At 61.7% G+C, this 15,942-nt stretch carries 10 protein-coding genes and 1 tRNA gene; 8 read left to right on the top strand and 3 right to left on the bottom strand.

From position 1 onward, the window contains the following. The first annotated feature begins 4 nt into the window (after positions 1-4). On the top strand, positions 5-679 hold the full coding sequence (locus VJZ71_21045; GenBank protein ID HKQ50571.1) for an HAD family phosphatase: 675 nt from the start codon (positions 5-7) through the stop codon (positions 677-679). A 577-nt stretch (positions 680-1,256) separates the two neighbouring features. Continuing rightward, positions 1,257-2,279, top strand: a complete 1,023-nt coding sequence (locus tag VJZ71_21040; GenBank protein ID HKQ50570.1) for a PHB depolymerase family esterase — start codon at positions 1,257-1,259, stop codon at positions 2,277-2,279. An 81-nt stretch (positions 2,280-2,360) separates the two neighbouring features. Here VJZ71_21040 and VJZ71_21035 read toward each other — a convergent pair whose 3' ends face one another. Continuing rightward, positions 2,361-2,984: a hypothetical protein gene (locus VJZ71_21035; GenBank protein HKQ50569.1), complete on the bottom strand. Its 624-nt coding sequence runs from the start codon at positions 2,982-2,984 to the stop codon at positions 2,361-2,363. A gap of 145 nt (positions 2,985-3,129) precedes the next feature. On the opposite strand from VJZ71_21035, the gene VJZ71_21030 reads away from it, so the two are divergent. Both VJZ71_21030 and VJZ71_21025 read left to right on the top strand, forming a co-directional pair. Beyond that, positions 3,130-3,202: transfer RNA gene (locus tag VJZ71_21030), tRNA-Ile, on the top strand. Positions 3,203-3,309: 107 nt separating this feature from the next. Beyond that, complete coding sequence (locus VJZ71_21025; protein ID HKQ50568.1) at positions 3,310-6,168, top strand: dockerin type I domain-containing protein; 2,859 nt, start codon at positions 3,310-3,312, stop codon at positions 6,166-6,168. 12 nt (positions 6,169-6,180) lie between these two features. On the opposite strand, the gene cysC is transcribed toward VJZ71_21025, so the two are convergent. Both cysC and cysK read right to left on the bottom strand, forming a co-directional pair. After that, complete coding sequence (gene cysC, locus VJZ71_21020; protein HKQ50567.1) at positions 6,181-6,798, bottom strand: adenylyl-sulfate kinase; 618 nt, start codon at positions 6,796-6,798, stop codon at positions 6,181-6,183. Positions 6,799-6,897: 99 nt separating this feature from the next. Continuing rightward, positions 6,898-7,842 carry a cysteine synthase A gene (gene cysK, locus VJZ71_21015; protein ID HKQ50566.1) on the bottom strand — a complete coding sequence of 315 codons (945 nt, stop codon included), beginning with the start codon at positions 7,840-7,842 and terminating at the stop codon, positions 6,898-6,900. Between the two features lie 200 nt (positions 7,843-8,042). Between cysK and uvrA (VJZ71_21010) the strand changes: the two genes are divergently transcribed. From uvrA (VJZ71_21010) to uvrA (VJZ71_20995), 4 genes are read left to right on the top strand one after another with little or no spacing between them, the layout of a single operon-like run. Continuing rightward, positions 8,043-9,971 carry an excinuclease ABC subunit UvrA gene (uvrA, locus tag VJZ71_21010; protein ID HKQ50565.1) on the top strand — a complete coding sequence of 643 codons (1,929 nt, stop codon included), beginning with the start codon at positions 8,043-8,045 and terminating at the stop codon, positions 9,969-9,971. Then, the gene (locus VJZ71_21005) at positions 9,968-10,189 is read left to right on the top strand and encodes a hypothetical protein (GenBank protein ID HKQ50564.1); all 222 of its coding nucleotides are present in this window, start codon (positions 9,968-9,970) and stop codon (positions 10,187-10,189) included. Before uvrA (VJZ71_21010) ends, VJZ71_21005 begins: the two co-directional genes overlap by 4 nt. Next, on the top strand, positions 10,186-10,749 hold the full coding sequence (locus VJZ71_21000; protein ID HKQ50563.1) for a hypothetical protein: 564 nt from the start codon (positions 10,186-10,188) through the stop codon (positions 10,747-10,749). The genes VJZ71_21005 and VJZ71_21000 overlap by 4 nt, the downstream gene beginning before the upstream one ends. Positions 10,750-10,754: 5 nt before the next feature. Further along, a complete protein-coding gene (gene uvrA / locus VJZ71_20995; GenBank protein HKQ50562.1) occupies positions 10,755-15,905 on the top strand; it encodes an excinuclease ABC subunit UvrA in 5,151 nt (1,716 codons plus the stop codon). Positions 15,906-15,942: the final 37 nt, after the last annotated feature.

The raw sequence follows: 15,942 nt of genomic DNA, 5'->3' as shown, positions 1-15,942 counted from the left end.
AACCATGCCCCCCATTGGAATCATCTTCGACATGGACGGCGTGCTGGTCGATAGCGGGGCCGCGCACCTCGAAAGCTGGCAACGCCTTGCGCGGGAGATCGGCGCGGGCGACATCCCTGACGAACGCTTCACCGCCGTCTTCGGCCGCACCAGCGCCGATATCATCTCCGCGGTGCTCGGCCCCAAGACGCCCGACGAAATCAGACGCCTCGACGATCGCAAGGAGGCGATCTACCGCGATCTCATTCGCGGCCATGTCCCTGTCATGCCCGGCGCGCACGATGCCGTGCGCCGCCTGCATTCGGCCGGCATGCGCATCGCCGTCGGCTCCTCCGGACCGCGGGAGAATATCGAACTCGTCTGCGCGGAGATGGGATTGCATCCCTACCTCAGCGGAATCGTAACCGGTCGAGACGTGCAGCGCGGCAAGCCCGATCCGCAAGTCTTTCAACTTGCGGCCGAGCGAATGCACCTCGAGCCGTCGCGCTGCATCGTCATCGAAGACGCGCCATCAGGGATCGAGGCCGCGCACCGCGCGGGCATGTCCTGCATCGCCCTGACCGGCTCGCACCCCGCCGAGCGACTGGACCATGCCGACAAGGTTATCGAATCATTAAGCGCCCTCACCCCCGACGTCGTTCATGCCGTTAAGGTGCCCGATAATACTCACGACCGGTAACTTCACTAATCCGAGAAGAAAATTGGGGGATGTCTTGGGCAATTACTGGGTAACATTTACCGAAATGCCTTGGTAACAATTTTTTCGGGGTAATCTTAGGGACTTGGCCATTGAGCGTAAATATAGGTAATTAATGGCTTTATGGAAATGTGGCCTGCCTCCGATTCCAATTCGCCATGGCTGACGGCACAGTAATTGCCACCCGGGGGGGTGAAGGACTGCATAGTCCACGCTTGCCTGGGGGTTTGGATCGTCTTTTTCAATTACTACGACTAACGCGGGGCCCTCTCTTGGACGTGACCAACGAGCCCGGGTCCACTCCAGCGCGGGCCCCGCTCTTTTTTCCCCTTAACCTCTAAGATTCCTTCTTCAGTCTTCCTACAAAATCGAATGGCGCCTCCGACGCGGCATCCTCGCGCGGAACGCGAGTAGGTCTCCCAATCATCTCTGGTATTGGCAAACTGCCGGCCTGCGTTTATGTGAAAGTGACGAATACCTAATGACCGACGAATTGAAGGCTGGCATGATTCCAGGTGGATAAGCGTTGATCCATTAGGGCCCAGTGGAGTTTGGCCGTATGCGAACGCAGGCTCAACAATTCCCACGTACAGCAAGAAGGATATTGCTTCAGGCAGTCGCTGCCTCAATCGGAATGCTGTCCGCCGCGTGCAATCCGCCGCTGCCCTCTCCCCAACTCTTCGATCCCGCGGACCCCGCGGCCGATGTGCAACCATCCACCATCCACGCGGGTGATTACAACGGTGTTCTACCCTTTGAGGACGTCGACCGAACCTTCATCCTGCATGTTCCCCCACGGCACGATGGGCAAACGCCCCTGCCCCTGGTCATCATGTTGCACGGCGGTTTCGGCAGTGCGGTCAATGCGGCCCGCGACTACCACTGGCCCGCCAAGGCCGACGCGGAAGGCTTCTACGCCATCTTTCCTGACGGCCTCGGGACCGTACAGACTTGGCACGCGACGCACTGCTGCGGATTTGCCCTGCGCAATAACGTGAACGACGTGGAATTCATCCGGGCATTGGTCGCCGGGCTCAGGACCATCCTCCCCATCGATTCGCGGATGGTCTTCGCAACGGGAATGTCCAATGGGGCCATGCTCGCCCACCGTCTCGGCGCGGAGGCCGCCGACCTCTTTGCGGCGATTGCGCCGGTCGCCGGCGCCATCGGCGGCCCGGTGGACGCCAATTCACCCGTCGTCATGCCCGCCACGCCCGGCGGGCCGGTCTCAGTCATCATCTTTCACGGCACCGCGGACATGAGCGTGCTGTACGAGGGCGGCCCGAGTCAATCGCCGGTCGCCGACGGGCGAATCGATCTGGCGGTGGACGACGCCGTGCAATTCTGGGTAAGCGCGAATCAAACAGCAGCAACCCCGGTCACGACGACCAGCGGCAATGTCATCCAAAATCACTTCGCCCGCCAAGGGACATTTGCGGAGGTCGTGCTCTACACCATTGTCGACCAGGGCCACGCCTGGCCGGGCAGTCTCCAGCCGTTTGCCGGCGCCGACCCGCCGAGCACGGAAATTTCCGCGACGGACACGATCTGGGAATTCTTCCGAAATCACCCCAAGTCCTGAGCGCGGGCGCGTTTGGCGACGGGCGCGATCGCGACCTGCGGCGTCGTCGGATTGCCCCGACTTCTTGGAAGCACTCTTAGGTCACAAGTAGGGCGCGACCAGCATTCCCACTACTGCTATCCACACGAACAGGCTCGCAGTCTGGTAGCGTCGAAGTGTCCGCTGAGCGGGGGAGGGTAGGCTCTCCAACAACACGGGTAGCGGTGGCGAGTTAAACCATACCAGCCGAATGGTGTCACCCGTCAGGACCAAGGCGATAAAGGTCCCGACCGTCGGCAAAAGTGTCACGACCATCGCCGGCCCTATCAGCAAGACAGTGCGGAACAGGAGCCACCAGGCATCTTCGAGCCACGACCGATCGTTGGCAAACGCGCAGGCCTTCCGAATCATCCCCGCCACGCACAGTCCCAACATCACGGCGATGAAGATCGCGATCGGCGGGACATGCAGTTTCCAGCACACGGCGGACAGTGCCAATGAAATCGCATAGCCGCCGCGTACCAGCGCCGCCGCACGGGCCTGGTGCTGTGCGGCAAACTCGCTTTCGACGAAATCGAGCAGGGCCGGGCGATCGTAGCGGAACCCGCATTCCGGGCATCGTCGTGCCGGAATGCCGTAAAGGTTGTAGGCACAAGCAGGGCAGAAAAGGTCGAACTCCTCCGCCGGTCGGTGCGAGATCGGGTGTACCTGTTGGAGGGTCGCCATGCCGCCATGCTCCCTTGCCTCAGTTTGTACTCCGCAGATGGATGGCGGTGGCAGCACGAACGCGGACCGACTTGCCGAAGCTTAGTTTACAAGATCGCTTTCCGCGAACGGTCGCCTGCTATAACCTCTAGCCGATTAAAGCACGGGGCCCGTAGCTCAATGGTTAGAGCAGGGGACTCATAATCTCCTGGTTCTCGGTTCGAGTCCGAGCGGGCCCAGTACATCCCTTTGGCCGAGGCGATCGCCTGGATCGCTGCCGTTATGCCTTGTCGCTGAGATGACGAGTTGTTACAATCGCCCTTGGGCCGGATTTCTTGCGTCATCCATGAACAAGCGCCGATCATATTTGGAAGTCGATACCCATCGCAAATCAATATCACAACGCGCATTCATCATTGGCGTCATCGTATTTGTATTCTCCGACGCTCTTCAAGCTGAATGTCCTCCGCCGTGGTCGGATCAGTTTGGGTTTTCCATCGTGAGCGGCGGTGAAGTTCGCGCCATGGCCGTGTTTGATGAGGATGGAACCGGTCCTCTTCCCCCCATGCTGTTTGCTGGCGGGTCGTTCACGAACATGGGAGGCGTAAGCGCGAGCGGAATCGCACGATGGGATGGCAGAAAATGGTCACCTGTCGGCGGTGGAATCTCGGTGACACTCTTTCAAGCGGTCTATTGCCTTAAGGTATATGACGAAGACGGTGAGGGTCCGGGCCGCGCCAAACTCGTTGTCGGAGGAGGGTTCTTATCAGCCGGGGGCACGAATATCAAGTACCTCGCCCAATGGGACGGCGAGTCTTGGGCTCCCCTGGGGAACGGCCCAGAGGGCTTCGTCTATGCCCTCGAGATATTCGACGACGACGGCGACGGACCTAACAAACCGGCGCTGTTTGTTGGAGGATCGTTTACCGTGGTTGACGGCGAGCCCACTCTACGTGTCGCGAAATACTTCGCGGGCAACTGGGAGAGTCTGGGGGGCGGTGTCGGCGACACCGTGCGGGCCTTGGCGACGCATGATGAGGATGGCGATGGCCCCGTACCGCCCCGGCTTTTTGCAGGCGGTAGTTTTCACATGGCTGGCTCCGTTCCAGCGACAAAGATCGCCCGCTGGGACGGCACTGCTTGGTCGGCAGTCGGCAGCGGGTTAACCTCGTGGGTGTATTGCTTGACGGTCCACGACGACGATGGCGTGGGGCCGCATCGACCGGAACTTTATGCCGGCGGGGAGTTCAATTCCGGTTCATTGAGTCATATCGCCAAATGGAACGGCACCGCCTGGTCCGGAGTTGGAACGGGCACCAGCGGTCGTGTCAATGCGATGTTGTCATTTGACGCCGATGGAGTGGGTCCAGATCCGGCGACCCTCTATGTCACTGGATCATTCTCTGACGCAGGCGGGCTGAATGCATGGCACGTGGCTGAATGGGATGGACTGAATTGGTTATCGATTGGAAGTCCTTCCCGGCTCCGCGAGGGGTTTGCATGGGCGGAGTTTAAGGATCCCTACTGCCATTCCGAGCTGAGACCTTATTTGGGCGGGAGCTTCACCCAAGACCAATATAATTTCGGACCGGTCGCCCGATTGAATGGTCCGACCTGGGAGCCATTACGTGCCAGTATGAATGAATTCGTGAAATCGCTGATTACTCTGGATGCTGACGGGGACGGTCCCGCACCCCCGTCGCTCTACGCGGCTGGCCGCTTTTCTCTGGCCGGATCCGAGCCAGGGCAAGTTGCCCGCTGGGACGGACGCTGTTGGGAGGGCATGCCGGGACCGTTTAGCACGATTTGGATAAATGCCATGGCGGGATTTGACGAGGACGGTCCGGGGCCCGCGCCGACATCGCTCTTCGTCGGTGATCCGACAATCCTGGCAAGGTGGGATGGAAACACCTGGTCCACAGTGGATAATACGATAACGGGGGTTACCGCACTGTGCGTATTCGATGACGATGCGAATGGGCCGAACCGAGAGGCATTGTATATCGCCTGTTTTTCTTCGTCCTTGCGTTTTGCGAAATGGGATGGCGACTCGCTTACATCAGTGTCACATGTGTCGCCAGAGATTGACGCGCTATGCGTCTTCGATGAAGACGGATCCGGCCCCTTGCGGCCGGCCCTTTTTGTAGGAGGGGACTTCTCCGTTTATCAGGAAGGACCCGACGAAGACGGAGACGGCGAGCCAGATCTGGAGTATTTTCGATGCTTTGCAAAGTGGGATGGAACACGCTGGTCTGCACTTGGTGCCGCCCCAACCGGATCGTCGCCTCATATCCGGGCCATGATAGTTTTCGACCCTGATGGCATCGGACCCACCGTTCAGAGACTGATCGTTGCCGGTCAATTTACTGGCATAGGCGGTATTTCGGCTGCCAACATTGCCCAGTGGGATGGCCTTGAATGGTCACCCCTCGGAGCGGGCGCTAATGGGGAAGTGTATGCTCTTGCCGTCTTTGATCAGGATGATGATGGCCCGAACCCTCCCGTGCTCTATGCCGGGGGCCAATTCTCGGGTGCGGGCGGGCGGGCCGCGAACAGAATTGCAAAGTGGGATGGCGCCGCTTGGACTGCTCTTGGCTCAGGTTTAGACGGATTGGCGTACGCCGTATTGCCATTCGATGATGATGGTGACGGCCCGATTCCTCCTGCACTCTACGTGGGCGGTGGCTTCACGACCGCCGGTGGCCTATCCTCCGGCCGAATTGCCCGCTGGGACCCGCAGTACGAAGCACCGGCGTGGTATGAGGAACCGCTTGATCGAAGCGCTCCAGTCGGTAGCCGAGTCCTCTTTACGGGATCCGCCACGAGCGGTCAGGATCTGACGTATCGCTGGCGAAAGGACGGCGTCCCCCTTTCGGACGACGCACGCATCTATGGGACGAACACGCCGCTCCTGACTATTCAATCGGTCAGCGCGCTCGACGAAGGGGATTATGACCTAGAGACAAACAATGAATGCGCGTCGGTGATCAGCCAGTCGGCACACTTGACGGTGTGCGAAAACGACCCAAATGGGGACGTCAACGACGATGGAGTAATCGACGGCCGAGATATTCGAGTATTCGTCCAGCAAGCCTTCGCGGCCAACCCTTCATCCGCCGGAATTTGCGCGGGAGACGCCGATCGCGACGGAAGTCTCGATGCTGGCGACCTCTCGTATTTTGTAAGTACGCTGCTGGCCGACTAACGTCGGCGGCCCTTACGGCGTCAGAACTCCGCTCGTTTCAAGATACTCCGCCAGCTTCGCCACACACTCTTCCAGCTTGCACTCGGCGGTCTTCAGCACCATTTCCGGCTTGAGCGGCGCTTCGTAGGGGTCGGAAATGCCCGTGAAGTTCTTGATCTCCCCGGCCTTGGCCTTCTTGTACAGCCCCTTGGGGTCGCGCTTCTCGCACTCATCGACTGGCGTGTCGATGAAGACCTCGACGAACGGGACCTTCGCGTCGTCGTGCAGCTTGCGCACGATGTCGCGGTCGGCGCGATAGGGGCTCACAAACGACGTGATCGTGACGACGCCCGCGTCGGCGAAGAGCTTGGCGACCTCGCCGATGCGGCGGATGTTCTCCGCGCGATCTTCCGCCGAAAAGCCCAGGTTCTTGTTCAGGCCGTGACGGATGTTGTCCCCGTCGAGGACATAGGCCAGCCGCCCCTGCTGGATCAGCGCGTGCTCCAGCGAAAACCCGATCGTGCTTTTGCCGCTCGAAGGCAGCCCCGTCAACCAGATGGTGCAGCCCTTTTGTTTGAGCAGCTTTTCGCGCCCCTCGCGCGATACGTGCCCTTCGTGCCAGACAATGTTCGTCGCCTTTATGACAGTCATTCGTGTTTATCCAAACCTTTCGTTTCTTTCCCCGACGCGGCTCTTGCAAGTCCGCGTTCCAAAGTTTAGTCGCCGAGGCGACCATTCCAACTTCCCTCTTTATCCTTCCGCAAACATCGCCGAGCTGAGATACCGCTCGCCTGACGACGGAATAATCACAATGATCATCTTCCCCGCGCTGTCCGGCCGCTGGGCGACTTGGTTCGCGACGCACAGCGCCGCCCCGGACGAAATGCCCACGAGCAGCCCCTCCTCCTTCGCCGCGCGGCGGCCCCAGGCCATCGCGTCGGTCGAGTTCACGCGGATGATCTCGTCGTAGACCTTCGTGTTCAGGATCGACGGTACGAATCCCGCGCCGATGCCCTGAATCATGTGCTTACCGGGTTTGAGCGGTTGACCTTCCTTCGTCTGCGTCAGCACCGGCGATTCCTCCGGCTCGACGGCGATGACCTTGAAGCTCGGCTTCTTCGCCTTGATGACCTCGCCAACGCCGGTGATCGTCCCGCCGGTGCCGATTCCGGAAATCAGGATATCCGCCTTGCCGTCGGTGTCCTCCCAGATCTCCACGGCCGTCGTCTCGCGATGGATCTTTGGATTCGCCGGGTTGTCGAACTGCTGCGGCATGAACGACCCCGGTGTCTGCTCAACGAGTTCCTTCGCCTTGCGGATCGCCCCGGGCATCCCCTCCGTCGCGGGCGTCAGCACCAGCTTCGCCCCCAGCGCCTTGAGCAGACCGCGACGCTCCAGGCTCATCGACTCCGGCATGGTCAGCGTCAGCTTGTATCCCTTGGCCGCGCAGACGAACGCCAGGGCGATCCCCGTATTCCCGCTCGTCGGCTCGATGATCTCCGTATTCTTGTTGATCAGCCCGGCCGACTCGGCCGCCTCGATCATCGACATGCCGATGCGATCCTTCACGCTCGACAGCGGGTTGAAAAACTCGAGCTTGCCATAGACCTCCGCCTTGGACTGGATGATGCGGTTGATTCGGACGAGCGGGGTCCGACCGACGGTCTCCACGATGTTTTTGTACAAGCGCGCCATGTGAATTCTCCGTGCCAATACCGCAGGCGGCGGGCGAAAACCCGCCCTGCAACGCGATGGACAACTGATCCGGAACCGGACCCCATGATAATTGGCCGCCGTCGGGTTCGTCAAACCGGGAGGGGCATCCCAACACCCGCCGCGGACGGGTTTATTCGTATAAAATCCCCCTTTCGCCCGGGGGGCGGTCGGGAAACAGAATGGAACCCACGACAATCGAAATCAAGGGGGCGCGGGCTCACAACCTGCGTTCGGTCTCGCTCTCGCTGCCGAGGAACAAGCTGATCGTCTTCACCGGCGTCTCCGGCAGCGGCAAGAGTTCGCTGGCCTTCGACACGCTCTACGCCGAGGGGCAGCGCCGCTACATCGAATCGCTCTCGTCTTACGCGCGGCAGTTCATGGGCCAGCTCGAAAAGCCCGATTGCGACATGATCACGGGGCTCTCCCCCTCCATCGCCATCGAGCAGAAATCGACCGGCTGGAACCCCCGCTCGACCGTCGGCACGGTCACGGCGATCTACGATTTTTTGCGCGTGCTCTACGCGCGGATTGGTACCCAGCATTGTACAAAGTGCGGCCGGCCGATCTCGGCGCAGTCCCGCGAGCAAATCGTCGCGGGTATCCTCGCCGCGTTCGTCGCTCAGAGCCGCAACCGTAAGGGAGCGCCGAGTGGCTCTCGAGTTTTGGTCCTCGCCCCCGTCGCGCGCGGGCAGAAAGGCGAGTTCCGCGACCTCTTCGACGATCTCATGCGCGCCGGATATGTGCGCGCCCGCGTGGACGGCGAAATCGTCGAACTCCGGCAGGACCTCGCCCTTGTCAAAAACCAGCGGCACGACATCGAGGTGGTGATCGATCGGCTCATCGTCGACCCCAATGTGCGTTCACGGCTGGCGGAAGCGGTCGAAGGCGCACTTCGCGTAGGCGAGGGCACACTGATCATCTCGCCGGACCTGAGCGGTGAGCCGAGGAAGCGAACCGCGGGCGAAAAAGTCTTCTCCTCGAAATACGCCTGCACGAATTGCTCGATCTCCTTCGAACCGCCGACGCCGCAGCTCTTCTCTTTCAACTCGCCCCAGGGCATGTGCCTGAAATGCGACGGTCTGGGCGAGTTGATGGACTTCGACCCCGACCTGCTCATCCCCGACCCGTCACTGCCGTTCTACGCGCCGTGCGTCGCACCGATGCGGACCAAGGTCGGTCGCTGGAGGCGGCACATCTATGACGCCGTGGCCCGCACCGTCGGCTTCGACATCCGCAAGCCATGGAAAGAACTCCCGGAAAAAGCGCGGGCGGCGCTCTTGTACGGCACCGGCGACCGCCACATCACGTACGAATGGCGCTGGTCCGGCGGCGTGTGGAAGCACGGGGGGCCGTTCGCGGGCGTCATCGAGGAATTGCGCGACAAATATCGCAAGGCGAAGGCGAACTTCGTCCGCGAGTATTACGAGAAGTTCATGCGCCGGGGCGATTGCCCAGAGTGCCGCGGTGCAAGATTGAACCCGGCGGCACTGGGCGTGCGCTTGCCGGTGGATGGCCGCGCGCCTGGCCCGAACATCTGCGAACTCTGCGCGATGTCCATCGCCGACGCCCAAACGACGCTGGCGAAATTGAAACTGACACCCGTTCAGCAGATCGTCGCCGAGGAAGTGCTGAAGGAACTGCGGACGCGAATCGATTTCCTTCTCAAGGTCGGCCTGGAATACCTGACGCTCGACCGCACCGCCCCCACGCTCTCCGGCGGCGAGTTGCAGCGCATCCGCCTCGCCGGCCAGATCGGCGCCGGCCTCGTGGGTGTCCTTTACGTTTTGGACGAGCCGTCCATTGGCCTGCACGCCCGCGACAACGAAAAGCTCCTGGAAAGCCTCCTGGCCCTCCGCGACATGGGCAACACCGTCATCGTCGTCGAGCACGACGAGGCGACCATGCGCGCCGCGGACCACATCGTCGACTTCGGCCCCGGCCCCGGCGTCCGCGGCGGGGAGATCGTCGCCGCAGGCGATTTCGCGGATATTATGAAGTCCCAAGCGTCACTCACTGGACAGTACCTTGCAGGCCACAAGTCCATTGAGATACCAAAGCAACGTCGGCCGATTTCGAGGACCAACGAGCGAAACCGGAATCGAAAATGAACGCATCCACTGTTGAACAGGGTATCTCGGATCGTCTAGCTCGCCTGGATCGAATGACGAGCGATCTCCTGCAGAACGAGAGTCCGGCACAACGGGACCGTCGAGTGCAGCGGGACATGGCGAAGGCAACGAGCGTGCGAATCCGCCTGGAGCGAGTGGGCCAGCTCACGGATTTCATCATTGCAGCCCAAAGGGCCAATCGAGGCGAGATTCAATGAGTGAGCTTTTCGAATTGATTGAGTCCGTGTGCGATCTGCTTGAGCAGGCGAATGCTACGTATGCAATCACGGGTTCGGTGGCAAGCGCTGTTTATTCAGAACCGTACGCAAGCTGGGATGTTGATTTATGTTTGCAAGTATCGCCTGTCGTGCTCGATCGTTTTCTGAACTTGCTTCCGCCTCGGTACTATCGGGATGACGTTGCCGTTCGCGCGGCGGCGGCAGAGCATTCCATGATTAATCTGGTCGACAACAAGACGGGCCTTAAGATCGATCTGTCATTTCTGCCGCCCGGCGGTTATCTCGGAGGTGTTCTTGCCCGGCGGAAAAAAATCACATACGGAGAAAACAAGGCTTTTTGGACCGTCTCGCCGGAGGACGCGATCTTGATGAAGCTCCTTTGGAGGATGGAGACGGAATCGCAGAAGCAGTGGGACAACGCGCTGGCAGTTGTGCGGTTTCAGAACGTGCGCCTCGATTGGCCATATTTGCATCAATGGGCCGACCAGCTTGGCTTACGCAAGGACTTGGAGTTACTCAAACGAGACGCTGGAATCTGACGCCGATGGTCCGTGCTTCAATCGTAGCCCCAACTTCACTGAAAGTGCCCCGTCAGGATTGGCTCACTGTCCTCGGCGCGCGCCACAACAACCTCAAGAACATCGATGTCTCCATCCCCCTCGGCCGCTTCGTCTGCATCACCGGCGTCTCGGGCAGCGGCAAGAGTTCGCTCGTCAACGACATCCTTCGCGAAAAACTCGTCGTAGAGTTGAACGAAGCCGAGATCGCGCAGCCCGGCGCGCACGACCGCATCGACGGGACCGAGCATCTCGACAAAGTCATCGACATCGACCAGTCGCCCATCGGCCGCACGCCGCGGAGCAACCCCGCGACCTACATCAAGCTCTTCGACGAGATTCGCGACCTCTACGCCAAGCTGCCGGACAGCAAGGTCCGCGGCTATGCCCCCGGTCGCTTCTCCTTCAACGTCCCCAGCGGCGAAAAGGCAGGCGGTCGCTGCGAGGCCTGCGAGGGCAATGGCGCGAATCGCGTGGAGATGGATTTCCTCGCCGACGTCTGGGTGCAATGCCCCGTCTGTCAGGGCAAGCGCTTCAACCGCGAGACGCTGCAAATCCTCTACAAGGGCAATAGCATCCACGACGTGCTCGAAATGGACGTGCAGCAGGCCCTCGCGCACTTCGAGCCGATCCCGAAGGTTCGCACGATGCTCGCGACGCTGCACGACGTGGGGCTCGACTACCTCAAGCTCGGCCAATCCAGCACGACACTCTCCGGCGGAGAGGCGCAGCGGATCAAACTCGCCCGCGAATTGGTGAAACGCTCGACCGGCCGCACGCTTTACCTCCTCGACGAGCCCACCACCGGCCTGCACTTCGAGGACATCCGCCGCCTGCTCGCGGTCCTGCACGGCTTCGTCGACGTCGGCAACACCGTCCTCGTCGTCGAACACAACCTCGACGTCATCAAGACCGCCGACTGGATCATCGACCTCGGCCCCGAAGGTGGCGAAGCGGGCGGATACATCGTCGCGGAAGGCACGCCGGAACAAGTCGCGGCGTGCGACAATTCCTACACGGGGCAGTCCCTCCGCGCGGTGCTCGGAAATGGGTCGGGCAAAGTCAAAAAAAAGCGCAATAGCGAATGGCGAATAGCGAATAGCGAAAAACGGAAGCGGTCGCAGCATTTCGCTATTCGCTCTTCGCCATTCGACATTCCTGCTATCACCGTCGTCGGCGCAAAAGAACACAACCTGAAGGACATCACCGTCTCCATTCCGCGCGGCGCCATGACCGTCTGCTCCGGCGTCTCCGGCAGCGGCAAGACGAGCTTCGCCATCGACACCGTCTATACCGAAGGCCAGCGCCGCTACGTCGAGTCCCTCTCGGCATACGCCCGCCAGTTCCTCGGCCAGTTGCAGAAGCCCAAGGTCGATCACGTTCACGGCCTTTCGCCCGCCATCGCCATCGAGCAGCAGGCGGCCAGCAAGAGCCCGCGCTCGACGGTCGGCACGGTCACCGAGATCTACGACTACATGCGCGTCCTCTGGGCGCGCGTCGGCGAGCCCCATTGCCCGAAGTGCAATCTGCGGATCGGCACGCAGACCAGCGACGAAATCGTGGACCGCGTCATGGCGACGGGCGAAGGCTCGCGCTGGTCGCTCTGCGCCCCTGTGGAGCCTGCACAGGGCGAAACCTGGCCCGCGCTGCTCGCTCGAAGCAAGTCGCAGGGCTACATCCGCGCCCGCATCGACGGGGAGATCGTCGAGCTGACTGATAATGCGCGAATCGACGCCAAACGGCGCCATACCGTCGAACTCGTCGTCGATCGCATTGTCGTAAGCGCCAAGTCGCGCGGCCGCATTGCGGAATCGGTGGAGCATTGCCTGGCGCTGGGCCAGGGCGTCATGGTCGTCGCGGGCGAGAGCGACGGCACGCGAAAACAAGAACTGCGGTTCTCGCAACACCTCTCCTGCGAAAAGTGCGGCACCAGCTACGACGAACTGACGCCGCACCATTTCAGTTTCAACTCCCGTCTCGGCTGGTGTTCGCGTTGCGAAGGACTGGGCGTCCAGCGCGGCACCAGCGACCAGGCCGTCATCGTCAAACCCGGTGAGTCGATCCTGTCGGGCGCGATCGCGGGTTGGGACGCCGTAGACAAACGACCGCTCCTCCGTGCGATGTTGGTCGCCCTCGCCAACTCAATCGGCTTCGACGCTGATACGCCCGTTGCGAAGTTGACGGCCACGCACCGCCACGCGCTTTTGTGGGGCCTCGGGGAACGCTGGATCGATGTTGCAGAGCAGGGCCGCACCGATCAGAACCACGCCCGCAAGGGCGTGCCAAGTGCCGCGCCATTAGCCGCGCGGCGCAAGAATTCACGCGCGGTTACGCCAAGCCAGCTCCGCTTCCAATGGAAAGGCTTCTTCCCCGCCATCGACGAAGCTACGCGAATCTCCTGGCAATATCGCTACGGAATGGAAGAAATGGTGACCGATGTGCCCTGCCAGACCTGTGGCGGGGCGCGGATTCGACCGGAACCCGCTGCTGCGCGACTTTCCGGCCGCACCATCACGGATATCTGCGCCGCTTCACTAGCGGACGCGGCGGAGTACTTCGCCAACCTCAAACTTGGCCGGCGACAATCGAAGATCGCCGGCGAACTCCTCCACGAAATCCGCTCCCGCCTGCGCTTTCTTCTCGACGTCGGCCTCGGCTACCTCTCCCTCGGCCGGGCCGCGCCCACGCTTTCCGGCGGCGAGTCGCAGCGCATACGCCTCGCCTCGCAGATCGGCAGCGGCCTGACCGGCGTGCTCTATGTCCTCGACGAGCCGACGATTGGCCTCCACCCGCGCGACAACGACCGCCTCATCGCCGCGCTCCATCGCCTTCGCGACTTGGGGAATACGCTCTTGATGGTCGAGCACGATCGAGAGGTGATCGGTTCGGCGGACCACCTGATCGACTTCGGCCCCGGCGCGGGGGCCCATGGCGGCCACGTCGTCGCCGAGGGCGCGCCAAAACAGGTCCAGAAGAAAAGCGAATCGCTGACAGGGCAATATCTCTCCGGCAAAACAGCCATCCCCGTGCCGACCAACCGACGGAAAGCGGCAGCGAACGCTGAAGAGCGGCAACTCGTGGTCCACGGCGCACGCCAGAACAACCTCCAAGGCATCGACGCCGCCTTCCCTCTCAGCCGCTTCGTCTGTGTCACCGGCGTCTCCGGCTCCGGCAAATCGTCGCTGATTACGGAGATTCTCTATCCCGCCCTTGCCGCCCGCATCCACCGCGCGCGACTCACGCCCGGCGCGTACGACGAAATCCGCGGTCTCGACTTCGTCGACAAGGTCATCAACGTCGATCAGCAGCCCATTGGCAACTCTCCGCTCTCCAGCCCGGCGACCTACAGCGGCGTCTTCGATCTGGTCCGCGAGGTCTTCGCCAAACTGCCCGACAGCAAGATTCGCGGCTACACCGTCAACCGCTTCAGCTTCAACCGTCCCGGCGGCCGCTGCGACGACTGCGAGGGGCTGGGGCAAGTCTGCTACGAGATGCACTTCCTACCGGATGTGTGGGTGCCGTGCGAAACCTGCGGCGGCAAGCGCTATCAGCGCGAGACGCTCGACGTGCGTTACAAGGGCAAGAACATCGCCGAAATCCTGGAGATGCCGGTCAGCGAGGCGCTCGCGCATTTCATCAACGTGCCGAAGGTCCGGCGGCTTTTGCAAACGCTCGACGACGTCGGCCTCGGTTACCTCCCGCTCGGTCAAAGCGCCCCCACGCTCTCCGGCGGCGAGGCGCAGCGCCTGAAACTCGCCGCGGAACTGGGCCGCCCCTCGACGGGTAAGACGATCTACATCCTCGACGAGCCGACGACGGGCCTGCACTTCGACGACCTGCGCAAGCTCCTCGACGTCCTGCACCGCCTCGTCGACCTCGGCAACACCGTCATCTGCATCGAGCACAACTTCGATGTCATCAAAACCGCGGATTGGGTGATCGATCTCGGCCCGGAGGCGGGCGAAGAGGGCGGCCGGATCGTCGCTGAGGGAACACCCGAAGACATCGCCAAAGTCGCCGCCTCGCATACCGGCCGCTTGCTCGGCCCGATCCTCAAGGCGGGGCCGCATCAGGCGCGCACGGTGTTTGACCCGAAGAAAGCGGCCGCCGCAGCGCTGGCCCAGGCCTCAGTAGCGTCCCCCCTTCCAGCTGTAGCGTCCCCCCTTGTGGCGGACGAGCCCATCAAGATGCCCTGGCAGCGCGACGGCCTGCGCTGGCATACAAAAGACCGCCTGAGCCGCGACGGTAAACCCGTCGAGTGGGAAGGTGCCGCGCTCACTTTCATCGTCGATTACCTTGAGCGGAATGGCAGCGCCCGACTTCTGCCGACGGACTGGAACGACCGCGCCCGCGTGGAAATCACTGCGAAAGCGCCGCCCGGTCTCGCTCAAAGCGCCACACCGTGGCTGGCTCATTTCCTGACCGGCGGCCGCTGGCTTCTCGACGTCATCTTCCGGGTGCCGAATGGCACGTTCTCGGAGAAGACGCTGGCGTCCAGGCTCGCGCTCAAGACGCTTGACGACCGCGACGACATCGAGGCCTACGGCCAACGTGCCCGCGTGAGCATCCGTCCGGCGCAGCAGGGCATGGATCAAGTCCGCATCCTCGTCCACGACAAGAAGGAAATTTCCACGCCGGCATTCCGCGAATTCCTCGCCAGGGCCCTCGTCAACTATCTCCACCGTGTAGCGAACTTGGCCAGGGATGAATCGAAGGCGACGCCTTGGAAAACCGACGCCAAGGCGTGGCATCTGTCGCAGAAATCAATCCCCCTGACACAGAACAAACTGTGGCGCCCGCTGGAATTGATCGCGTTCCTCGGCCGCGCGGCCAAGGCCCTGCCCAAGCTCAAGGTCAACTGGGATGCGGGCAAAGTCTTCGTTGAACTCGCCACGAATAATAATAAGCGGATCGGCCGCATCATCACCCACCAGGGCGAGGCCCTCCGCGTCGATCTGCAAGTGCCGCCCGGCCGGTTCACGCCGACGCAGGTCGAGCATCTCGGCATGCAACAGGAATTCGGCAGACGGGGAAGCGACCGCGCGGAATTGACATTCTGGTTCCAATCGAACGACCAGGTCCACGCCGGTCAGTTGGCGGAAGTACTCAGGGCAGCGGCGGATTCCAACGCCTCATAACAACTGTGGTGGCCGTCAGCGTCCCTCCGCTGTTATA

It is taken from the genome of Phycisphaerae bacterium (genome assembly GCA_035275405.1).
Taxonomy (GTDB): Bacteria; Planctomycetota; Phycisphaerae; order UBA1845; family UTPLA1; genus DATEMU01.
This window is presented reverse-complemented; position numbering and strand designations above follow the sequence as displayed.